Origin of the sequence: Synechococcus sp. HJ21-Hayes (genome assembly GCF_024345835.1) — a bacterium.
Lineage (GTDB): Bacteria > Cyanobacteriota > Cyanobacteriia > PCC-6307 > Cyanobiaceae > Vulcanococcus.
Genome location: NZ_JAGQBW010000005.1, coordinates 91,064 through 110,623, shown reverse-complemented (window position 1 = coordinate 110,623; position 19,560 = coordinate 91,064). Strand labels below are relative to the sequence as shown.

The window sequence follows — 19,560 nt, the reverse complement described above, 5'->3', positions numbered from 1 at the left end:
GGGGATACTTGGCCCATCAGCCTGCAGCAGAGCGCAATGACCGCCCCCACGGTCCCCTACGGCGAACTGACCACCCAGGGAGCCTCCAGCAACATCGCCTGGCACCACACCTCGGTGGACAGGGCAGCCCGGGCCCGGCAACGCGGCCACCGCAGCGCCATCCTCTGGTTCACCGGTCTGAGCGGCGCCGGCAAGAGCACCCTGGCCAACGCCGTGAACTCCGCCCTGTTTGCGCGTGGGCTCTCCTGCTACGTGCTCGACGGTGACAACGTGCGCCACGGCCTTTGCAAGGACCTGGGCTTCTCCGATGCCGCCCGCGAGGAGAACATCCGCCGCATCGGCGAGGTGAGCAAGCTGTTCCTCGATGCGGGCGTGGTCGTGCTCACCGCCTTCGTGTCGCCGTTCAAGGCAGACCGCGACAAGGCCCGCGCCCTAGTGGCCGCCGGCGACTTCATCGAGATTCACTGCGCCGCCAACCTGGACGTGTGCGAGCAGCGCGACACCAAGGGCCTCTACGCCAAGGCCCGTGCCGGCGAAATCCAGGAGTTCACCGGCATCTCCAGCCCCTACGAGGCACCCGAGCATCCCGAGCTGCGGGTGGATACCGGCAGCCAAACCCTGGAGGACTCGGTGACGCAAGTGATCACCTATCTCCAGGCCAAGGCCATCATTCCTCAGGCAGCCTGAGCACCTCCGGCACCCCCCTGCTGTCGGCCCAGGCATCGAGGAACGTCTTGAAGCAACTGGTTACCGGCACAGCCAGGAGTAGGCCCAGCAGATCGCCCAAGCCCATCAAGCTGCCCACACGCGCCCCGATGGGCAGACACACCAACAACCAGGCGGGCTGCAAGCCCACGATGCTGCCCATCAGCCGGGGCTGGATCACCTGATCCACCACCTGCCCCACTGTGATGGCAGCCGCCAGCACCTCCGCACCGGTGCGTGGGTCATCCAGGGCCAGCAGGGTGCTCACTAGAACGATGGTGAGAGCACTGGCATAGGGAATCAGGGTGGTGAGGCCAATCACCACGGCGAACAGCACGCCATAGGGAATCCCCAGCAAGGTGAACACCACCATCTGGGCCGCACTGAGGATCAGGGCCAGCACCACCTGGCCAGCGAAATAGCCCCGGAAGGTGCGGCCAAGGGTCGTCAGCACCAGCTCCCGGGCTCTCTGGGGCAGCCAGCGGGACAAACCCGCCACGATGGTTTCACCTCCCAGCAGCAGAAACACCGCCAGTACCGCCACGATCACCGTGTTCACGGTGAGGCTCAAGGTGGCCCCCAGCAAACCCAGCAGGCGCTGGCTGAGCTGACTCGCCAGCTGGCTGGCCCTGGCCAGCAGGGTGCTGCTGAGGTTGGTGAACTCCGTGGGCAGCCGCCGCTCTGCAGCCCAGCCCTCCAGCTGATCCAGCCAGTGCTCCCCTTGCACCAACCAGGCGGGCAAGGCATTGATCAATTCCCCCAGCTGCTCGATCAAGCGGGGCACCAGCCAGATGGCCGCGAGCACCAGCAGCCCCAGTCCCAGACCAACCACCGCCAGCACAGCCAGCCCCCGGGGCAGGCCCCGGGCATGGAGCCAACGGGTCGGCAGATCGAGCAGAAACGCAATCAGCGCAGCCCCCAGGAACAGGGCCGGGAATGGCGCCAGGGGCACCAACAACTGGCGCAGCACCCACAGATTGAGCACCAACAGCGGCAGGGCAAGACTGAGCCTCAGCCATAGGGGAAGAACCAGCCGCTCAAGCATGGGCGTCCAGGGGCTTAGGCCCTCAGCTTGGCGGCCATGACCTAGGCCTGCCAAGGCAGCGGCCGCTATTCAGCAGGACTGTTGGTTCCGGGCCTAGGGCATCTGGGCCAGGTAGGCGGCGCTGCCCAGCTCGAGCAACTTGGCATCTTTGGCCACCACCTGATCGTGCAGGCCCTGGCGGTAGGCCGCCACGCGCTCGCTCAGCGGTGCATCGGCGATGGCGAGGATCTGGGCGGCCAGCAGACCCGCGTTGGCCCCATTGCCGATGGCCACAGTGGCCACGGGAATGCCCGCAGGCATCTGCACAATCGAGTGGAGCGAATCCACCCCTGAGAGCGCCCGGGTCTGGACCGGCACACCGATCACCGGCAGAGTGGTGAGCGAGGCCACCATGCCCGGCAGGTGGGCGGCGCCACCGGCGCCGGCAATGATCACCTGGAAGCCGCGGCCGGCAGCCTGCTGGGCGAAGGCCACCATCTCCAGGGGCGTGCGATGGGCCGAGAGCACCCGCACCTCGCAGGCCACGCCGAAGCGCTCGAGCATCTCTACCGCCGGCTGCATGGTGGGCAGATCGGAATCACTGCCCATCACCACGGCCACCCGCGGCGTAGCGGATGCGGTGCTGTGATCGGCCATGGGCAAGACCCCCAGAAGGCAGCGAGGATGGCATCCTCCCGTCCCCGGCCTCAACCGCACCGCCATGCGCTGGCTCAGCAATGTACGCCTGCCGGAGGCGATGCCCCCAGGCGGCAGCCCGCGGCAGTGGCGGGTGGGCCTCGACGCCCTGCAACAGATCACCGTGGTGGAACCCCTGGCGCCGGGCAGCTGCGCCGCCGGCGACGACTGGCAGGGCGACTGGCTCAGCCCCGCCGGCATCGACCTCCAGATCAACGGAGGCCTGGGCCTGGCCTTCCCGGAGCTCACGCCCCGTGATCTACCCCGACTGGTAGAGCTGCTGGAGCTGCTCTGGCGCGACGGCGTGGAGGCCATCTGTCCCACGCTGGTCACCTGCGGTGTGGCCGACCTGCGCCAGGCCCTGACGGTGTTGCGGGAGGCCCGCGAGAGCCACCGGCCCGGGCGCTGCCTGTTGCTGGGGGCCCACCTGGAGGGTCCGTTCCTGGCCAGGGCCCGCCGGGGTGCCCACCCGGCACAGCACCTGGCGACGCCAAGCCTGGCGGCCCTGCAGGAACGGATCGGCGGCTTCGAGCAGGACATTGACCTGATGACCCTGGCGCCGGAGCTGGAAGGAGCCGCTGAGGTGATCGCGGCCCTACGGGCTCAGGGCATCGTGGTGAGCCTGGGCCACAGCGAAGCCAACGAGCAGCAGGCCGCCACCGCCTTCCAGGCCGGCGTGGGCATGGTGACCCATGCCCTCAACGCCATGGCGGGCCTGCACCACCGGGCCCCGGGCCCAATTGCCGCCGCCGCCCTGCGGGGCGATGTGGCCCTGGGACTGATTGCCGATGGGGTGCATGTGGCCCCTTCCATGGCGGTGCTGCTGCAGCGCCTGCTCCCCCAGCAAGTGGTGCTGGTGAGTGATGCCCTGGCGCCCTACGGCCTGGCCGATGGCACCCACCGCTGGGATGAGCGGCCCCTGATCGTGGCGCAGGGCAGCTGCCGCCTGGAGGACGGCACCCTGGCGGGGGTGACCCTGCCGCTGCTGGAGGCCGTGGGCCGCCTGGCCCGCTGGAGTGGCGACGCCCCTTTGGCCATCGCCGCCGCCACGGTGCTGCCGCGGCGAGTGCTGGGGGACAGCCGCCCCATCGAGCAGCTGCTGTTGGGACTGCCCCTCCAGGAGACCCTGCGCTGGAGCGGCGACGGCACGGACTTGCTCTGGCAACGGGCGGCCTGAATAGGATCCGCGCCACATCCCCCCACGCCCAGGCCCAACCCGATGCCCGCCGAGCAGCTGCTAGACGCCAAACAGACCGAAAAGGCTGAGGTGAAGGGCTACTTCGAAACCACCGGTTTCGATCGCTGGAACCGCATCTACAGCGAAAGCGATGACGTGAACCGGGTGCAGCGCAACATCCGGATCGGCCACCAGAAAACGGTGGACAACGTGCTGGCCTGGCTGCAGGAGCAGGGGAACCTGGCCGCACGCAGCTTCTGCGATGCCGGCTGTGGCGTGGGCAGCCTAACCCTGCCCCTGGCCCAGCTGGGCGCCGGCTCGATCGCCGCCTCGGATCTGTCGGCCGCGATGGTGCAGGAGGCGGAGCGCCGCGCCGGCGACGCCGGCATCGCCCCGGGCCGCATCAGCTTCCTGGCTTCCGATCTCGAGAGCCTCAGCGGCCGCTACGACACGGTGATCTGCCTGGACGTGTTCATCCACTACCCCCAGCAGCCCGCTGAAGACATGGTGCGCCATCTGGCCTCGATGGCAGAACGCAACCTGATCGTGAGCTTTGCCCCCTACACGCCGCTGCTGGCGCTGCTCAAGGGCATCGGCCAGCTGTTCCCCGGCCCCAGCAAGACCACCCGCGCCTACACCCTTAGGGAGGCCGGCATCGTGGCCGCCGCCGCCGAAGCCGGCTTCAAACCCGTGCGCCGCAGCCTCAACAAGGCCCCGTTTTACTTCTCCCGCCTGATCGCCTTCGAACGGGCCTGATCATCGCAGCGGCCCGGTCCATTGCGCTCGAGATATGGCGCCAGCGGGGCCTCGAGTGCCAAGTGCTCTCCAGCCGTGGTGACCAACCGGAGACGGTGGGCATGGAGGTGATAGCCACCGGCTCCAGGCACCACCTCCGGGCAGGCCGCACCACCAGGCAGATAAAGCGGATCACCCAGTAAAGGCGCTCCCATGGCCGCCGTGTGAATCCGGATCTGGTGGGGTCGGCCACTGGCAATCGCCACCTCCACCAGGCATGCCTCCGAGCGGCGTTCCAACAGGGTGAGTTGGCTGCTGGCCGCCAAGGCGCCGGGTTCGTGCGCGGAAACAGCACACCAGATCTGCCCCAGCAGGGGATGGGGACGGCGGCCGATGGCCGTGGTGAGGGGGCGGCTCTCGGCCACCGACCAATCAGGCGGCAAGGGAGCCGTGAGGGCGCGGTAGAGCTTGCGGCACCGATCTGCGGGTACGCCAGCGCCGCCGCCCGTGCTGTCCCGCAACAGAGCGCTCAACCAGGCCCGCGTGGCCGGTTGGCGGGCACACACCAGCAGGCCGCTGGTGAAGCGTCCCAGGCGATGCACGGGCCGGGCCCCGGGCCAGAGCCGCTCCAGCTGGGCCAACAGCGTGTGCGCGAGAAAGCCACCGGCAGGGAGCACCGGCAGGCCACTGGGCTTGTTGAGCACCAGCAGGTCACCGTCGTCGAACACCACGGCGGCCTGGGGCAGCACCGGCACGGCGGGCTCCTGCCAGGGGGGCCGATGCCACTGCAGCCGATCACCGGCGCCGAGGGGCCCATCGGCCCGGAGCTGTTGGCCGTTCCGCCAGATCTCGCCAGCCAGCAGCCGCTCGCTCCACACCGCCCGATCCGAGTGGCGGTAGCGGACGGCGTAGAAGGCACTCACCAGCAGCGGGGTCTCCACCGCAGCGGCCGGCAGATCCTCCGGCCGCACCCGATCGCGATAGGTGTGGCCCTGATTCAGGGCTGCCGGCAACCAGCCAGGAGACAGGGATGGCTGGGTGTCGGGCAAGCCGCTCAGTCCACCAGGCCGTGTTCGAGGGCGTAGCGCACCAGTTCCGTGCGGCTGGCGGTGCCGGTTTTGGTGAACAGGCGGCTCACGTACTTCTCCACATTCCGGATCGACGTTTCCAGCCGCCTTGCGATCTCCTTGTTCATCATTCCCTCGGCCACCAGCTGCAGCACCGAGGCCTCGCGGGGAGTGAACTCGTGGCGCACGGGACCGGCAGCCTTTTTCGAGCCACTGCCGGTGAGCATCGAGCGGATCTCGGTGATCTGCTTGGCCATCTGGCCGATATCAGCATCGGCGTAGCGGGCGGCCTCCGCCAGCAGTCGCTCCTGACGGCGCACCACGTTGTGCACCCGGGCCACCAGCTCATCGGGATCGAAGGGCTTGGGGATGTAGTCGTCGGCGCCGGCCTGAAACCCCTCGATGCGATCGGCCGTCATCCCCTTGGCAGTGAGAAAAATCACCGGCGTGCCACCGAGGCGCTCATCGGCCCGCAGCTTCTTGAGCAGCCCGTAGCCATCGAGGCGGGGCATCATCACGTCGCTGATCACCAGGTCGGGCAGCAGTTCCTGGGCCTTGGTCCAGCCGTCCTCACCATCGACGGCGGTGGTCACCTGGAAGCCCTCATCTTCGAGGTAGGTCTGCACAGCGGTGCGCAGGCCGGGCTCGTCGTCCACCAGCAGAAGCCGCGCTGGGGAAGGAGCCGGCAGCTCGGCGCTGGCGTCTGGGGCGGGCTGGAGATCGGGATCGAGGCTCATGGGCCCGCTGGGGTGCACGAAGGCTGTGGCCGCAATCTATCGAGGGTTGCCGGGAAGCACCTGCTGCTGCTCGCGCAGTTGGCCGGAGTAGCCCAACTGGCGTGCCACGGCCCCCAGAGTGGCGGGATCCTTGCCGGCCTGCGCCGGGAAACAGGCCGCCCACCAGATCTGATGATCGAGGCGGTTGGCGTCCGTCACGCCGCCGCCGGGGTTGAGCTCCTTGATCAGCAAGGCCCGGCCCTGGCGGGTGAGCCGCATGGGCGCCGCCGGACTGCAACGCAGGGTGTCGGTGGCGAGTTTCACACCCGTGGGCGTTTCAAGCCACACAACAATGGTGCGGGCCGTGGCCTCCGCCGGATCCACTTTGGCGCCGTAGACGCCGATGGCATGCTCGCCCTCCATGGTTTGCCATTGCCGCAGCAGCACCAGGCCCTGAGGGCGCTGCTCCTGGGGATTGGAGAGACTGCCCTGATCCGCTGATACCGGCCAGAATCCCGCCGCCGCCAGGCCAACCACCAACAGCCCCGGAGCCACCAGGGGAGCAAGAGAACGAGCCATGGGAGGGCACGGAGCAGCCGTGCTTGCCAGCATGGAGCGGCATGCCAACTGCCGTCACCTACCTCGACCACCAGGCCACCACCCCGTGCGATCCGGCGGTGGTGGAGGCGATGGCGCCCTGGTGGAGTACCGAGTTCGCCAATCCCGCCAGCCGCCTGCACCGGCCAGGCCTACTAGCTACCGCCGCCGCGGAGCAGGCCCGCGCCCAGATCGCTAACCACCTGGGGGTGGCCCCTGAAGCGGTGGTATTCACCAGCGGCGCTACCGAGGCCAACAACCTCGCCCTCAAGGGCCTGGCGGAGGCCGAACTGGCGGCGGGGGGCTCGCGCCGCCATCTGATCACGCTCGCCACGGAGCACCGGGCCGTGCTCGACCCCCTGCGCTACCTGGGGCAGCTGGGCTTCGAACTCAGCGTGCTGCAGGTGCAGGGGGATGGCCTGGTGGATCTAGCCGAGCTGGAGGCGGCACTACAACCCAGCACCTTGGCGGTGAGCGTGATGGCCGCCAACAATGAGATTGGCGTGCTACAGCCCCTGGCGGCCATCGGCGCCCTCTGCCGCCGCCGAGGGATTTTGTTCCACTCCGATGGAGCCCAGGCCGTGGGGCACATCGCCTTGCAGCCGGCCGCGCTGGGAATCCACCTGCTGAGCTTCAGCGGCCACAAGCTCTACGGGCCCAAGGGCATCGGCGCCCTGGTGCTCGCCCCCAACGTGGTGCTGGCCCCCCAACTGCACGGCGGTGGTCAGGAGCGGGGTCTGCGGGCCGGCACGCTGCCGGTGCCCCTGATCGTGGGCCTGGCCAAAGCCCTGGAGCTGGCGGCCGCGGATCGCGACGCCCGGGCCGAGCGGCTCGCTGCCCTGCGGGACCGACTCCTGACCGGGCTCGAGCAGCTCGGCGACATCCGCCTCAACGGCGCCGCCACCCCCCGGCTGGCCCACAACCTGAACGTGAGCGTGGGCGGCGTGAACGGCACGGCCCTGCACAGCGCTCTGCGCCATGACCTGGCGGTGAGCGGCGGCTCCGCCTGCAGCAGCGGTTCGCCCTCCCACGTGCTCGCCGCCCTCGGCCTGAGCCGCTCCGAAGCCGAGGCCTCGATTCGCTTTGGCCTGGGGCGCGGAACCTACGCGGCAGAGATCGACCAGGCCATCGCGGCGGTGACGGCAGCCGTTACACGCCTGCGGGCCCCCAGAGGCTGAGGACCACAAAACCCAACACGCCAATCAGGGCCAGCAGCACCTGGGCCAGCTTGCTCACGAGCATGCCGCTCACCACCGCCAATCCCACCACAACTGAACGGCGCAGCAGCTCGACACCGGCGCGGCGCCGCGCCCCCAGTTCCGCCAACAGTTCCCCCAAGGCGGCACCCAGCAATGGCCCCACCAGAGCCCCCAGCAAGGGACCCCCCAGGGGCAGGGCCGGCAGCAGCCCCACCAGGCCCAACACCAGGCCAGCGGCCGCGCCGACATAGGCCCAGCGGCTGGCCTGCAGCCGGGCGGCCCCCAACAGCACCCCCAACAGATCAGCGCCCCAGCCCAGAAGCAGCAGCACCACTGCCAGCGCCAGGGTGGGCCAGCCCACGGCGAAACCCACCACCCAGCACCACAGCAGGGCACCGACGGGCAACAGCACCAGGCCAGGCAACACCGGGAACAGGGTGCCGGGGATGGCCAACACCTGGATCAGCAGGGCAGCCCACCAGGCCCAATCGCTGCTGCTCATCAAAACCTGACAACCCCCCTGGCAAAAACCGTGGCCATCGCTACGTTCTGACCATCTCGCCATGGATCATGGGCCTTCCCACCCCCGGCACCAACAACCTTCAAGTGTTGCGGGCCGTCGAAGACGGCTGGCACGCCTTCTGCCGTGCCCCCTGGGCCTTCCTGCTGTTCCAGGCCCTGGTGCTGGTGGTGATGACTCCCTTCGCCGCCCTGCTGGTGGCCGGCGCCGTGCGCCTGAACGGGCCGGAACCTGCCGTTCTCCACCCCGTGGCCGCCGGCATCAGCCTGGTAGTGGGCCTCGTTGGCTATGTGGTGGTGGCCCTCTGGGCCGTGGTGGGCTTGAGCCGTGGGGCCTGGCTGAGCCTGGAAGGCACCAAACCCTCCTTCCGCCATTTCACCCGCTGGGATGGGGCCGCCAGTGGCCGCCTGCTGCTATCGGCCATTCTCCTCGCCATCGTGGTGGGCCTCGTGGCCCTCATCGCCGGGCTGATCGGCACGGGCCTCGGCAACCTGAATGCAGCCCTGACCGCCCTGCCGGTGATTGTGTTCGGGATCTTCTACATCTGGTTCCTGATCACCCAGAAGTTCCTGATTCAGCTCTCCCTGTTCGGCGTGAAACGTCCTGCGGAAACCCTGCAGGCCGGCCTTAAGGGCGTGAATCCCAGCTGGTGGATGGTGCTGTGGCTCGCCATTGTGGAGGCCATCATCCATGGCATCGCCGCCCTGTTCAGCTACGGCGGCCTGTTTGTGGTGGTGCCCGTGATGATCTGCATCAGCACCGCCGCCTACCGCCAGCTGTTTGGCAGCCAGGACCACACCGGCCTGCTCTCCGCCTCCGAGGGCTGAGGCTCAGGGCTCGCGCCGACGGGCGACCCGCAATTTTGCCGAGCGGCTGCGGGGGTTGGAGCTTTCCTCCTCCTCCGTGGCCGTGAGGGGTTTACGGGTCACGCGCTGTAGGCGCCCATCGCCCACAAACGCCGTTTTCACCCGGCGATCCTCCAGCGAGTGGAAGCTGATCACGCCGAACAGGCCACCCGGCTGCAGCCAATCGGGCGCCTGGGCCAGCAGGCGATCCAGCACCTCCAGCTCCTGGTTCACGGCAATGCGCAGGGCCTGAAAGCTGCGGGTGGCGGGATGGATGCGGCCCCGCCGCGCCTTGGGCGGGTAACAACCAGCGATCACGTAGGCCAATCCGGCGGTGCCACTGAAGGGGCCCTGCTCGGCAAGGTGCTCCTTGATCTTTCGGGCAATGCGGCGGGAGAGCCGCTCCTCGCCATAGGCATAGATCAGATCCGCTAGGGCGGCTTCATCAAGGCGCTCGATCAACGCCGCCGCCGTTTCACCGGCCTCGGTGTTCATGCGCATGTCCAGCGGACCGTCGCTGCGGAAGCTGAAGCCCCGCGCCGCCACATCCAATTGGGGACTGCTCACCCCCAGATCAGCCAACACCGCCAGAGCGGGCTCGGCGGGGCAGTAATCAGCGAAGTTCGTGGCCACGATCGTGACCCGATCGCCAAAGGCTGCCAGGCGCTCCGCAGCAGCGGCGCGGGCGGTGGGGTCCTGATCCAGACCCACAAGGCGCAGCTGGGGATGGGCCTGCAACAGCAAGGCGCTGTGGCCTCCGCCCCCCAGGGTGCAGTCGATCAGGAGGCCGCCCGCTGCCGGCAGCTCCTGGAAGCTAGCCAGCACCTGCTCCGCCAGCACCGGCACGTGATCGAAGACCTGCGCCAGGGACCGACAAAGCAACGGGCTCTTCCTTCCTAAGATCCCGGCATTCGATTCCTCAGGCCCCGGCCCCATGACGCAGCTGGAAACGCGCACGGAGCCGATGGTGGTGAACTTCGGCCCCCATCACCCCTCCATGCACGGGGTGCTGCGGCTCGTGGTGACCCTCGACGGCGAGGACGTGGTGGACTGCGAGCCGGTGATCGGCTACCTCCACCGCGGCATGGAGAAGATCGCTGAGAACCGCACGAACGTGATGTTCGTGCCTTACGTGAGCCGCATGGACTATGCGGCCGGCATGTTCTACGAGGCGATCGTGGTGAACGCCCCGGAGCGGCTGGCCAATGTGCCGGTGCCGAAGCGCGCCAGCTACATCCGCGTGTTGATGCTGGAGCTCAACCGCATCGCCAACCACCTGCTCTGGCTTGGCCCCTTCCTGGCCGATGTGGGCGCGCAGACGCCCTTCTTCTACATCTTCCGCGAGCGGGAGATGATCTACGACCTATGGGAAGCGGCCACCGGCCAGCGGCTCATCAACAACAACTACTTCCGCATCGGTGGGGTAGCCGCCGACCTCCCCTACGGCTGGCTGGAGAAGTGCCTGGACTTCTGCGATTGGTTCGGCCCTAAGATCGATGAATACGAAAAACTGATCACCAACAACCCGATCTTCCGTCGTCGAATCGAAGGACTGGGCGTGATCAGCCGCGAGATGGCGATCAACTGGAGCCTGTCGGGCCCGATGCTGCGCGCCTCAGGCGTGCCCTGGGACCTGCGCAAGGTGGATCACTACGAGTGCTACGACGACTTCGACTGGGACGTGGCCTGGCGCACCGAGGGCGACTGCTACGCCCGCTACCAGGTGCGCATTCAGGAAATGCGCGAGTCCCTGAAGATCCTGCGCCAGGCCTGCGCCATGATCCCCGGAGGTCCCACGGAAAACCTAGAGGCCCATCGGATGGCCGAAGGCAAGGGCAGTGAATTCGCCGGCTTCGATTATCAGATCGTTGCCAAAAAGGTGGCACCCACCTTCAAGATCCCCCGTGGCGAGCTCTACACGCGGCTCGAATCCGGCAAGGGTGAGGTCGGCGTGTTCATCCAGGGCAACGACGACGTGACGCCATGGCGCTTCAAGATTCGTGCCGCCGATTTCAGCAATCTGCAGATCCTGCCCCACATTCTCAAGGGGGCCAAGGTGGCCGACATCATGGCGATCCTCGGCTCGATCGACGTGATCATGGGCTCAGTGGACCGCTGATCTGCGGCCCCAGCCCACGGTCATCCTGAATCGCTTTTTTCGCCAGCTCCGCCACGCAGGGTTTCTGCTGCCTGGGACACTCACTGGCGCGCTTTGGCTCAAGGGTGGGCACCCATCCCTACCGGGCTGGTCGTGCCCGATCCGCGCACTCACGGGGATTCCCTGTCCTACCTGCTTTCTCACCAGGGCTACCGCCGAAGCCCTGCAGGGGCACCTCACCAGCTCGCTGCAACTGCATGCCTTCGGCCCAGCGATGGCGGTGGGCCTGCTGGCTTGGAGCGCCTGGAGCCTGTGGCATCAACGGTTGTTGCCGGCGCGCTGGCGGCCGTGGCAACGCCGCACAGGCATCGCGTTGGCTCTAGCGCTGTTCGGCTACTGGGGGGTGAGGCAGCTGCTCCTGCCCTGCTAATTCGGAGCGGTGGTGGCGGGGGCTCCCGATCAGCAGCCTCCAGCAATGGTGCGCCATGGTTCACCATTGCTGGAGTGGCCTCGGGCCCATGGACCCCCACGACTGGCTTGTGCTCTGCCGCACTGTGCGCTTCGGCGACACCGATGCCGCTGGCGTGATGCACTTCGCACGGCTGCTGCAGTGGTGCCATGAGGCCTATGAGGAAAGCCTGGAGCGCTTCGGCATCCCTGCCGCCAGCCTCTTCCCCAGCCCAGCCCAGAGCCCGGAGATAGCGCTGCCGATCGTGCACTGCAGCGCAGACTTCCGCAGACCGCTGGTGTGCGGCGATCCCCTCGCCATCACCCTCGACCCCCAGCGTCTGGACGCCGGCTGTTTCAAACTCCACTACAGCTTCAGCAGCAACGGCACTGAGGTAGCCACAGGCCTAACCCGCCATCTCGCCATCAGCAGCGACAGCCGCCAACGTTGCTCTCTGCCCGAGAGCATCAACCGCTGGCTGGAAGCCTCAAGCCTCACGGCTGGGATTCGGCCGCTCTAAGTCTCGCCACCCAGTCGGTCCAGCGGCCTCGCTCCCACTTACCCAGGGTCGTGGGGGCCAGATCCGAACAATGCAGCCAGCGCTGTGGCCGCTGGCTGGGCGGCAGCTCACGGGCCAGCAGGGCCAGGCGCTCGCGCAAGCCGTGCCCACCCGGCCGCACTAGGGCCACTAGCCGCTCCCCCCAGACAGCATCCCTACAGCCCACCAGCAACAGCGCCTCCAGGGGCAGGCCGTCTGAATGGGCCAGCTGCCTCAGGCGCTGTTCCACCTGCTCGGGGAACACCGTCTCCCCACCACTGTTGATCGCCCCGTCCAGGCGGCCCAACAGCTGCACCCCCTCCGGCTGCAGAACTGCCCGATCACCGCTGGTCCACCAGCCCTGCTCCAGGGGAAGGGGCCACCACTGGCCCTCCTCCACAAATCCTGCCGCCAGGCTGCTGGCACAGATCTGCAGGGCGCCGCTGTGGGGTTCCAGCTGCAGGGCCCCATGGGGCAAGGGCAGCCCACACCCGGCCACGCCTGCCAGAAACCGCTCCGGCGGCAGGGCGCAAACCATGGCTCCGGTTTCCGTACTGCCGTAGCAGGGCGACAACCGCAAACCCTCCCGGCGGCCCTGCTCCGCCAGGCCTGGAGCCAGGCCCGCACCACCCACCCAGATCAGGGCAAAACCCCGCAGCCAGGCCAGGCCGGCAGGGTGCTCGATCAGGCGCTGTAGCTGTAGGGGCACGAGCGACAGCACGGCCCTGCGCCCGGCTGGCAGGGGCTGCTCAACCGCCAATCGGGCAGGATCACGCATCGCGGCGGCGGCCAACCAGCGCAGCGGAGCTCCCCACCGCCGGGCCCGCACCAGGGGCATCAGGCCACTGATGTGGTGCAGGGGCAAAGGGTTGAACAGCTCCACGGCCGTTGGATCTAGCCCCAGCGCCAACAGCCAGCGCCCCGTGGCATCAGCGGCGGCCTCCAGGTGGGACAGGGGCTGTACACACCAGCGGCGGCGGCCCGAGCTGCCGCCCGTGCCCAACACCACCGCCGGCCCCCAGCCATCGAGGAGTTCGGGCGGCAGGGCCGCCTGCAGGATCTGGCGCTCCAGAGCTGTGGCCAGGGCCACGGTGTCGCCTCTGGACCAGTGGGCGTCGAGCTGCTGGGCGAGCAGGGCTGGATCGCCCTCGCTGCTGAGCAACGGAACCGGACGGGTCATGCCGCCGCCTCCCACACCTGCTGAGGCTCAGCGCTGAACAGGGCACCCTGGGGCCGCCAGCCAGGGGCCAGGCCTGGAGCCGTGGGTGTGGGCCCCTGGGCCTGCAGGGCCGCCAGGTGGGCCACCAACCGGCGGCCAATGCCCGTTTCCAGGGCTGTGCTCACCATCAGCTGGGGGGTTCCCGCCGCCAGGGAGGCCAGCAGGGGCCGGGGGTCGCCCTCCACGGCAGGGCGGCGCACCTGCCAACCGCTCCAGCCCTGCAGCATCAGCGCAGGGCGCACCCGCAGCGATTCATCGAGGGCAACGGGGAGGTAAGCCGCCAAGGCCTCCAGGCCCACATGATCCGCGGGCGGCAGGGGCTGCTCCAGCCAATCCAGCCGCGGATCTTCCACCAGCAGGTCGGCCCACCAGCTGGCGGTGGCGCGATCCCATCCGCCATTGGCATCCAGCCGCAGCCGTGCCGATGGGGGCAACCCATCGAGCAGCTCCAGCAGCAGTCGTCGTTCCACGAGATCGTCTGCCGCCGCCACCTTCCACTTCACCACCAGGAGATGGCCGGCGGACGAGGCCGAAGCCAGGGCCTGCTCCAGGGCTGGCAGCATCGCCTCACCGGCCGGCAGGAGATGGGCCGAGGGGGGCGCTGGCAGCCAGCCACCGCTCTGGGCACTGCCCAGTCCATCCAGTTCCGCCAGGGCCATGCCACAGGCACAGGCCAGGGAGGCGGGCAAGCCCGCCAACCGCTGCTCCAGCTCGGGCCGCTCGATGCAGCCGCCCAGGTGTTCGGGGTGAGGGGCCTCACCCACCAGGGGCGCCGCCTCCCCCCAGCCCACGCGGCCATCGCTGGCCTGCAGCCGCAGCAACCAGCCGCGCCGCTGCGCCAGGGCGCCATGGGCCGTGACCATGCTGCGCGGCAACGCAAAGCTGAAGGGCCGCCAGGCCAGCTGCAAGGGGCCCTGGGCCATCACCGGCCGGCCAACAGCAGGGGGGCCATGGCCAGCCCCAGGGCAAAACCGAGACCATTAAGGGCCTGAAAACGCAGGGCCAGAAACTTGCTGCCCACAATGCGTTCGGGCTCCCGGTGGTGCTGGCGCAATAGGCGGATCAGGGCCTGGGCGGGCGGCAACCCGGCCACCCCCAGCAAGGCGGTGAGGGGCCACTGGCCCACCAGCACGGGGGCCCACTGCAGAGCCAGGCTGCCGGCCACAAACCAAGGCACCAGCGCCGCGGCCCGGGCGGTGCCCAGGCGCACCACGGGGGAGCGCTTGCCATGGGCCGCGTCCTCCTCCACCTGATGGAAGTGGGAGCAGAACAACACCAGGGTGGTGGCCAGGGCGGGGCCGCTGCCCAACGCGATGGCCGTCCGCCAGGGCACACCCTCAGCAGCGGCCTCAGCCGCCGGCGCCAGGGCCAGCAGGCCAGCGGCGGTAGCCAAAGGCCCGAAGGCAAGCCAGCAGAGGGGTTCGCCCAGGCCGCGATAGCCGAGACGGAACGGCGGCCCTTGGTAGGCGTAGCCGATGCCGCAGCAGGCCAGCACCAGGGCCAGCACCACCGGGCTGCTGCGCAGGGCCACCAGGGCCATCAGCCCAAGCCCCAGCAGCAAGGCCCCATTCGCCCAGATCACCACGCGATCGCGGCGGCCGGTGAGGTTCACAAGGGAGTGGGGCTTGCCGTGGATGTCCACACCGGTTTCGGCGTCAAACACATCATTGGCGAGGTTTTCCCAGGCCAGCAGCAGCACCGCCGCCAGCAAGAACACCAGCAGCTGATCCAGACGCACCGGCAGGCCGGCACCAGCCCGCCAACCGGCCGCCAGCAACACCGGCATCACCGCCACCGCATACATCGGCCACTTGATCGCCGCCTTCCACAGGCGGCGGCGATCCGGGCCACCATCGGCGTGAAGGCTTGCGACGACCTGGGGCTCGGACGTGGGTGCCGGCAACGGGGGGTGGGGGAAGGCCCATACATTTGAGCAGCCGCTTCGGCCCGCCCCCGGTGCAGGCTCCACCCAGCGTCACAACCAGCTTCTCCGATCTGCTGGCTGCCGCGGCCCAGGGGGCCCGCCAGCTGGAGGGGGATGGCGTGTTGAGCCTGGCGTTGCCGCTAGCCGGCCGCGACCCCATGGCACTGCTGCCCCACCTGGGCGGGCTGGAGCGCTTCCGCTTCCTATGGGACAGCGCTCCGGGCCTCTGCCTGGCCGCCAGCGGCCGCACCAACAGCCTCGAGCTCAGTGGTCCGCGCCGCTTTGAGCTGGCCCAGCGCTTCAGCGCCGTGAGCCTCAACCGCCTAGCCGCCCCCCAGGACTGTCCGCCCCTGGCCCGGCCACGGGTGCTCCTGGCCTTTTCCTTCTTTGACAGTCCTCTGCAGGAGGGCGAGGGCATGCCCGGCGTGCAGGCGGTGCTGCCCCGCTGGCAACTGAGCCGCCAGGGGCGTCATTGCTGGCTGCGGCTGCAACGCAACCTGGGCGGCGATGTGACGGCCCGCTCCCTGGCGGAGGAACTGTGGGAGCAGGCCCGCCTGCTGGCCGCCCTGCCCGCCGATCCCTGCAGCGATCCTCACAGCAGCAGCCCGGCCATCACCACCAGTTCCCCATGGCAGGAGGGGTATCGCTCAGCCGTGGAGCGGGGCCTGGAACTGGTGGAATCGGGATGCCTGCGCAAGCTGGTGCTGGCGGTGCGCCAGCAACTGCTGCTGGAGCGCCCCCTCGACCCCCTGCAACTGCTGGCCCATCTGCGCCAGCGCCAACCCGGCAGCTGCCGTTTCCTCTGGCAACAGGGCGACGGAGCCGCCCTGTTGGGAGCCTCGCCGGAACGGTTGCTCACGGTGCGCCAGGGCCAATTGCGCAGTGATGCCCTCGCCGGCACCGCCCCGATCGGCCCGGCCGCCGATCAACTCACCCGCTCCGACAAGGACCGCCGCGAGCACGAGCTGGTGGTGGAGGCCATCACCGAGGTGCTGCAGCAGGCAGGCCTGGCCACCCGCCGCCCACGCCACCCCCGACTGGCCCGTCACGGCCAACTGGTGCACCTCCACACCCCCATCACCGCAGCCCTGGGGGAGCAGCAACCCCTCGCCCTGGCCGGGGCCCTGCACCCCACCCCGGCGGTGGCAGGCCTACCGCGGCGCGAAGCCATGGCCGCCCTGCGCAGCCTGGAGCCCTTCGAGCGGGGGTTCTACGCCGCCCCCATCGGCTGGATCGACAGTGCCGGCGACACTGAGTTACGGGTGGCCATCCGCAGCGGCAGCCTGCGGGGCCAGCGCCTGGAGCTCACCGCTGGGGCCGGCCTGGTGCAGGGCTCGGTGCCGGAGCGGGAACTACAGGAGGTGGCCCTCAAGCTGGGGGTGCTGCAACAGCAGCTGAGCCTGCCGCTCAGGCCAGCAAGCGCTCCATGGTGAGGTCGGCCAGGGGGATGCCCCCCAGGCGCTCCACCTCCCGCACCCCCGTGGGGCTGGTGACGTTGATCTCGCTGAGCCGGCCATCGATCACATCGATGCCCACGAAAAACAGGCCCTCGGCCTGCAGGGCCGGGGCCAGTTCGGCACAGATCCGCCGCTCCTGATCGGTGAGCTCGCTGGCCTCCGGCTCACCCCCCACCGCCAGATTGCTGCGGAATTCACCGGCGGCCGGCTTGCGGTTCACCGCCCCAAGGGGCTCCCCATCCACCAGCAGGATGCGCTTGTCGCCGGCCGTCACAGCCGGCAAGAAGGCCTGCACCATCACCGGCAACTGCTGCTGGTTGGTCACCAGCTCCAACAGAGCCTTGAGGCCGGGCGCTCCCCCGTGGCTGCGCACCACCCCCTGGCCGGCCCGTCCGCCAAGCGGCTTGAGCACCACGTCGCCATGGTCAACGGCGAAGGCTTCCAGCTGCTGGGCATCGCTGCTCACCAGGGAGGGCGCCATCAGACGGCTCCAGCGCAGGGCTCCGAGCTTCTCGTTCCAGGCCCGCAGCGAGGCCGGACGATTGAGCACCCGCACCCCCAGACGCTCGGCCAGCTCGAGCAGATGGGTGGCATAGAGATAGGCCTCATCCACCGGCGGGTCCTTGCGCATCCACACCCGGGGGAACTGGGCCAGCGGCAGCCAGCGGGGATCGCCTGCCTCAAACCAGGGGTCGGGCAGGTCCCAACCCGTGGCCGTTGGGGAGATCTCGGCCAGCCGCACGGGCTGGGCCAGCACCAGGGGTTCATGGGCCGGATCCCGGCCATGCACAGCCAACTGGGCCGGCGTGCACACCCACACCTGCTGGCCGGCCCGCTGGGCTGCCTGCATCAGGGCCACACTCGAATCCTTGGTGGGACGCAGCCGGGCGATCGGATCGACCACGAACAGCTGGGGCTCCCGCCCGGTGTCAATCGGCGTCAAACTCAGGCCCCCAGCAGGGCGTCGAGCTGGCCGGAGCGCTCGAGGGCATGCAGGTCGTCGCAGCCGCCCACGTGCTCGCCGTTGATGAAGGTCTGGGGCACGCTGCGGCGTCCGCCGCTCTTGGCTGCCATAACGGTGCGTGCCGCTTCATCGCCATCAATGGCGAATTCCGTGTAGGCCACGCCCTTGCGATCCAGCAAAGCCTTGGCCCGAATGCAGAACGGGCAGGCCCGCCAGGTGTAGATCTCAACCATTGCCGCCATCGGGGCCTCCAGACCAGTGGCTGGATCCTAGAAGCGCCGGTCGTTAGGTACGGTCAGGCCAACGTTCAACATCCCCCCGGTGCTCGACCTCACCGACTTCAAGCGCGATCTCTCCGAGCTCACTGACCGCCTGGGCAATGCCCAGGACTGTCTTTGACGTACCGGCTCTGAAAGCCCGACAGCTGGACCTCGAACAACTGGCCTCCCAGCCCGACTTCTGGGACGACCAGAAGCAGGCCCAGGCCAAGATGCGCCAGCTGGATGAAGTGAAGGCCCAGCTGGAGCAATTGGGCCAGTGGCAGGCGGCCGTGGCCGATGCCGAGGCCACCCTCGAGCTCTACGACCTCGAACCCGACGACGACCTGCTGGCGGAGGCCAATGGAGGCCTGCAAAGCCTGAAGAGCGACCTGGATCGCTGGGAGCTCGAACGCCTGCTCTCCGGCACCTACGACAAGGAGGGCGCCGTGATCAACATCAACGCCGGTGCCGGCGGCACCGATGCCCAGGACTGGGCCCTGATGCTGATGCGCATGTACACCCGCTGGGCGGAAGACCACGGCATGAAGGTGTCGGTGGCGGAACTCAGTGATGGGGAGGAGGCCGGCATCAAGAGCTGCACTCTCGAGATTGAGGGGCGCTACGCCTACGGCTACCTGCGCAATGAGAAGGGCACCCACCGGCTGGTGCGCATTTCCCCCTTCAACGCCAACGACAAGCGGCAGACCAGCTTCGCCGGCGTGGAGGTAATGCCCAAGATCGAGCAGGACGTGAAGCTCGACATCCCCGACAAGGACCTAGAGATCACCACCTCCCGCTCCGGTGGTGCCGGCGGCCAGAACGTGAACAAGGTGGAAACGGCCGTGCGCATCCTGCACATCCCCACCGGCCTGTTCGTGCGCTGCACCCAGGAGCGCTCCCAACTCCAAAACAAGGAGAAGGCGATGGCGCTGCTGATGGCCAAGCTGCTGGTGATCGCCCAGGAGCAGCGCGCCGCCGAGATCGCCGACATCCGCGGCGACATCGTGGAGGCAGCCTGGGGCAACCAGATCCGCAACTATGTGTTCCACCCTTACCAAATGGTGAAGGATCTGCGCACCCAGCACGAGACCACCGACGTGCAGGGCGTAATGGACGGGGATCTCGATCCCTTCATCCAGAGCCTGTTGCATGCCGGCGTTGAGGTGGGAACCTCCAGCGATGACTGACCCCAACCCCCAAACCCCGCAGCCGAGCGGCGAGAACCCCAGCTTCACCAAGCTGGCCATGCGCAACATGGTGCGCAAGGGCCGCCTGAGCCTGCTGCACTTCGGGCTCACGGCGGCCGGCTTCATCGGCTTGATCGTGCTGGTGGCCTGGCTGGGGCGCCCCCAACTGCCCGGCAGCTGATCC

Annotated in this window: 23 protein-coding genes and 1 pseudogene; 12 read left to right on the top strand and 12 right to left on the bottom strand. The window is 68.8% G+C overall.

Features of this window, described 5'->3' with window-relative positions:
* Window positions 1-36 precede the first annotated feature (36 nt).
* Window positions 37-687: an adenylyl-sulfate kinase gene (cysC, locus tag KBZ14_RS05670; protein ID WP_255117335.1), complete on the top strand. Its 651-nt coding sequence runs from the start codon at window positions 37-39 to the stop codon at window positions 685-687.
* On the opposite strand, the gene KBZ14_RS05665 is transcribed toward cysC, so the two are convergent.
* Together KBZ14_RS05665 and purE are read right to left on the bottom strand one after the other, a co-directional pair.
* Window positions 668-1,750, bottom strand: coding sequence for an AI-2E family transporter (locus KBZ14_RS05665; RefSeq protein WP_255117334.1), 1,083 nt, complete (start codon window positions 1,748-1,750; stop codon window positions 668-670). The genes cysC and KBZ14_RS05665 overlap by 20 nt on opposite strands.
* A gap of 93 nt (window positions 1,751-1,843) precedes the next feature.
* Window positions 1,844-2,386, bottom strand: a complete 543-nt coding sequence (gene purE, locus KBZ14_RS05660) for a 5-(carboxyamino)imidazole ribonucleotide mutase (protein WP_255117333.1) — start codon at window positions 2,384-2,386, stop codon at window positions 1,844-1,846.
* Window positions 2,387-2,450: 64 nt separating this feature from the next.
* Between purE and KBZ14_RS05655 the strand changes: the two genes are divergently transcribed.
* Window positions 2,451-3,602, top strand: coding sequence for an N-acetylglucosamine-6-phosphate deacetylase (locus KBZ14_RS05655; RefSeq protein WP_255117332.1), 1,152 nt, complete (start codon window positions 2,451-2,453; stop codon window positions 3,600-3,602).
* Between the two features lie 42 nt (window positions 3,603-3,644).
* A complete protein-coding gene (bchM, locus tag KBZ14_RS05650) occupies window positions 3,645-4,358 on the top strand; it encodes a magnesium protoporphyrin IX methyltransferase (protein ID WP_255117331.1) in 714 nt (237 codons plus the stop codon).
* Here bchM and KBZ14_RS05645 read toward each other — a convergent pair.
* The 3 genes from KBZ14_RS05645 to KBZ14_RS05635 are packed head-to-tail and all read right to left on the bottom strand — an operon-like array spanning window position 4,322 to window position 6,699.
* The gene (locus KBZ14_RS05645; protein WP_255117330.1) at window positions 4,322-5,386 is read right to left on the bottom strand and encodes a pseudouridine synthase; all 1,065 of its coding nucleotides are present in this window, start codon (window positions 5,384-5,386) and stop codon (window positions 4,322-4,324) included. The genes bchM and KBZ14_RS05645 overlap by 37 nt on opposite strands.
* A 5-nt stretch (window positions 5,387-5,391) precedes the next feature.
* Window positions 5,392-6,141 (bottom strand): response regulator transcription factor, encoded by a 750-nt coding sequence (locus KBZ14_RS05640; RefSeq protein WP_255117329.1) that lies wholly within the window; start codon window positions 6,139-6,141, stop codon window positions 5,392-5,394.
* A 36-nt stretch (window positions 6,142-6,177) separates the two neighbouring features.
* Window positions 6,178-6,699, bottom strand: a complete 522-nt coding sequence (locus tag KBZ14_RS05635) for a hypothetical protein (RefSeq protein ID WP_255117328.1) — start codon at window positions 6,697-6,699, stop codon at window positions 6,178-6,180.
* Between the two features lie 41 nt (window positions 6,700-6,740).
* On the opposite strand from KBZ14_RS05635, the gene KBZ14_RS05630 reads away from it, so the two are divergent.
* Window positions 6,741-7,895: a cysteine desulfurase family protein gene (locus KBZ14_RS05630; protein ID WP_255117327.1), complete on the top strand. Its 1,155-nt coding sequence runs from the start codon at window positions 6,741-6,743 to the stop codon at window positions 7,893-7,895.
* Here KBZ14_RS05630 and KBZ14_RS05625 read toward each other — a convergent pair.
* Entirely contained in the window at window positions 7,867-8,418 is a 552-nt protein-coding gene (locus tag KBZ14_RS05625; protein WP_255117326.1) for a DUF456 family protein, read from the bottom strand. The two genes, KBZ14_RS05630 and KBZ14_RS05625, sit on opposite strands and share 29 nt — an antisense overlap.
* 68 nt (window positions 8,419-8,486) lie before the next feature.
* Between KBZ14_RS05625 and KBZ14_RS05620 the strand changes: the two genes are divergently transcribed.
* Complete coding sequence (locus KBZ14_RS05620) at window positions 8,487-9,263, top strand: hypothetical protein (RefSeq protein ID WP_255117325.1); 777 nt, start codon at window positions 8,487-8,489, stop codon at window positions 9,261-9,263.
* 3 nt (window positions 9,264-9,266) lie between these two features.
* Here the strand turns inward: KBZ14_RS05620 and rsmH are convergent, their stop codons facing one another.
* Window positions 9,267-10,148 carry a 16S rRNA (cytosine(1402)-N(4))-methyltransferase RsmH gene (gene rsmH / locus KBZ14_RS05615; RefSeq protein ID WP_399210530.1) on the bottom strand — a complete coding sequence of 294 codons (882 nt, stop codon included), beginning with the start codon at window positions 10,146-10,148 and terminating at the stop codon, window positions 9,267-9,269.
* A 67-nt stretch (window positions 10,149-10,215) separates the two neighbouring features.
* On the opposite strand from rsmH, the gene KBZ14_RS05610 reads away from it, so the two are divergent.
* The 4 genes and pseudogenes from KBZ14_RS05610 (at window position 10,216) to KBZ14_RS05600 (ending at window position 12,347) form a co-directional block, all read left to right on the top strand.
* Entirely contained in the window at window positions 10,216-11,400 is a 1,185-nt protein-coding gene (locus KBZ14_RS05610; protein ID WP_255117324.1) for an NAD(P)H-quinone oxidoreductase subunit H, read from the top strand.
* Between the two features lies 1 nt (window position 11,401).
* Window positions 11,402-11,617 (top strand): annotated as a pseudogene (locus tag KBZ14_RS15920) (DUF2752 domain-containing protein); the annotation flags it as partial.
* A gap of 36 nt (window positions 11,618-11,653) precedes the next feature.
* Window positions 11,654-11,809: a hypothetical protein gene (locus KBZ14_RS15915; RefSeq protein WP_399210494.1), complete on the top strand. Its 156-nt coding sequence runs from the start codon at window positions 11,654-11,656 to the stop codon at window positions 11,807-11,809.
* An 88-nt stretch (window positions 11,810-11,897) separates the two neighbouring features.
* Window positions 11,898-12,347, top strand: a complete 450-nt coding sequence (locus tag KBZ14_RS05600) for an acyl-CoA thioesterase (RefSeq protein ID WP_255117401.1) — start codon at window positions 11,898-11,900, stop codon at window positions 12,345-12,347.
* Here KBZ14_RS05600 and KBZ14_RS05595 read toward each other — a convergent pair.
* The 3 genes from KBZ14_RS05595 to menA are packed head-to-tail and all read right to left on the bottom strand — an operon-like array spanning window position 12,322 to window position 15,487.
* Window positions 12,322-13,545: an AMP-binding protein gene (locus KBZ14_RS05595; RefSeq protein WP_255117323.1), complete on the bottom strand. Its 1,224-nt coding sequence runs from the start codon at window positions 13,543-13,545 to the stop codon at window positions 12,322-12,324. The genes KBZ14_RS05600 and KBZ14_RS05595 overlap by 26 nt on opposite strands.
* The gene (locus KBZ14_RS05590; RefSeq protein WP_255117322.1) at window positions 13,542-14,507 is read right to left on the bottom strand and encodes an o-succinylbenzoate synthase; all 966 of its coding nucleotides are present in this window, start codon (window positions 14,505-14,507) and stop codon (window positions 13,542-13,544) included. Before KBZ14_RS05590 ends, KBZ14_RS05595 begins: the two co-directional genes overlap by 4 nt.
* Entirely contained in the window at window positions 14,507-15,487 is a 981-nt protein-coding gene (gene menA, locus KBZ14_RS05585) for a 2-carboxy-1,4-naphthoquinone phytyltransferase (RefSeq protein WP_399210496.1), read from the bottom strand. Before menA ends, KBZ14_RS05590 begins: the two co-directional genes overlap by 1 nt.
* 26 nt (window positions 15,488-15,513) lie before the next feature.
* Between menA and KBZ14_RS05580 the strand changes: the two genes are divergently transcribed.
* Window positions 15,514-16,941, top strand: a complete 1,428-nt coding sequence (locus tag KBZ14_RS05580; RefSeq protein WP_255117321.1) for an isochorismate synthase — start codon at window positions 15,514-15,516, stop codon at window positions 16,939-16,941.
* Here KBZ14_RS05580 and gshB read toward each other — a convergent pair.
* Both gshB and grxC read right to left on the bottom strand, forming a co-directional pair.
* Window positions 16,916-17,908 (bottom strand): glutathione synthase, encoded by a 993-nt coding sequence (gene gshB / locus KBZ14_RS05575; protein ID WP_255117320.1) that lies wholly within the window; start codon window positions 17,906-17,908, stop codon window positions 16,916-16,918. The genes KBZ14_RS05580 and gshB overlap by 26 nt on opposite strands.
* A 2-nt stretch (window positions 17,909-17,910) precedes the next feature.
* Window positions 17,911-18,171, bottom strand: coding sequence for a glutaredoxin 3 (gene grxC, locus KBZ14_RS05570; protein WP_255117319.1), 261 nt, complete (start codon window positions 18,169-18,171; stop codon window positions 17,911-17,913).
* Between the two features lie 79 nt (window positions 18,172-18,250).
* Here grxC and prfB point away from each other — a divergent pair.
* Window positions 18,251-19,376, top strand: a protein-coding gene (gene prfB, locus KBZ14_RS05565) for a peptide chain release factor 2 (RefSeq protein WP_255117318.1) whose coding sequence is annotated in 2 segments (ribosomal slippage) — window positions 18,251-18,325 and window positions 18,327-19,376 — 1,125 coding nt in all. Because the reading frame shifts where the segments join, the coding sequence is not laid out codon by codon here.
* Window positions 19,369-19,557 carry a DUF3285 domain-containing protein gene (locus KBZ14_RS05560; protein ID WP_255117317.1) on the top strand — a complete coding sequence of 63 codons (189 nt, stop codon included), beginning with the start codon at window positions 19,369-19,371 and terminating at the stop codon, window positions 19,555-19,557. Before prfB ends, KBZ14_RS05560 begins: the two co-directional genes overlap by 8 nt.
* Window positions 19,558-19,560 lie beyond the last annotated feature (3 nt).

Bases quoted from the DNA above. Each gene is read 5' to 3' on its own strand.
- KBZ14_RS05625 (WP_255117326.1), bottom strand. From the start codon at position 8,418: ATGAGCAGCAGCGATTGGGCCTGGTGGGCTGCCCTGCTGATCCAGGTG.
- KBZ14_RS05610 (WP_255117324.1), top strand. From the start codon at position 10,216: ATGACGCAGCTGGAAACGCGCACGGAGCCGATGGTGGTGAACTTCGGC.
- bchM (WP_255117331.1), top strand. From the start codon at position 3,645: ATGCCCGCCGAGCAGCTGCTAGACGCCAAACAGACCGAAAAGGCTGAG.
- KBZ14_RS05590 (WP_255117322.1), bottom strand. From the start codon at position 14,507: ATGGCCCAGGGCCCCTTGCAGCTGGCCTGGCGGCCCTTCAGCTTTGCG.
- KBZ14_RS05665 (WP_255117334.1), bottom strand. From the start codon at position 1,750: ATGCTTGAGCGGCTGGTTCTTCCCCTATGGCTGAGGCTCAGTCTTGCC.
- KBZ14_RS05640 (WP_255117329.1), bottom strand. From the start codon at position 6,141: ATGAGCCTCGATCCCGATCTCCAGCCCGCCCCAGACGCCAGCGCCGAG.
- grxC (WP_255117319.1), bottom strand. From the start codon at position 18,171: ATGGCGGCAATGGTTGAGATCTACACCTGGCGGGCCTGCCCGTTCTGC.
- KBZ14_RS05635 (WP_255117328.1), bottom strand. From the start codon at position 6,699: ATGGCTCGTTCTCTTGCTCCCCTGGTGGCTCCGGGGCTGTTGGTGGTT.
- KBZ14_RS05600 (WP_255117401.1), top strand. From the start codon at position 11,898: ATGGACCCCCACGACTGGCTTGTGCTCTGCCGCACTGTGCGCTTCGGC.
- KBZ14_RS05560 (WP_255117317.1), top strand. From the start codon at position 19,369: ATGACTGACCCCAACCCCCAAACCCCGCAGCCGAGCGGCGAGAACCCC.
- KBZ14_RS05595 (WP_255117323.1), bottom strand. From the start codon at position 13,545: ATGACCCGTCCGGTTCCGTTGCTCAGCAGCGAGGGCGATCCAGCCCTG.
- purE (WP_255117333.1), bottom strand. From the start codon at position 2,386: ATGGCCGATCACAGCACCGCATCCGCTACGCCGCGGGTGGCCGTGGTG.
- KBZ14_RS05630 (WP_255117327.1), top strand. From the start codon at position 6,741: ATGCCAACTGCCGTCACCTACCTCGACCACCAGGCCACCACCCCGTGC.
- KBZ14_RS05655 (WP_255117332.1), top strand. From the start codon at position 2,451: ATGCGCTGGCTCAGCAATGTACGCCTGCCGGAGGCGATGCCCCCAGGC.
- KBZ14_RS05620 (WP_255117325.1), top strand. From the start codon at position 8,487: ATGGGCCTTCCCACCCCCGGCACCAACAACCTTCAAGTGTTGCGGGCC.
- KBZ14_RS15915 (WP_399210494.1), top strand. From the start codon at position 11,654: ATGGCGGTGGGCCTGCTGGCTTGGAGCGCCTGGAGCCTGTGGCATCAA.
- cysC (WP_255117335.1), top strand. From the start codon at position 37: ATGACCGCCCCCACGGTCCCCTACGGCGAACTGACCACCCAGGGAGCC.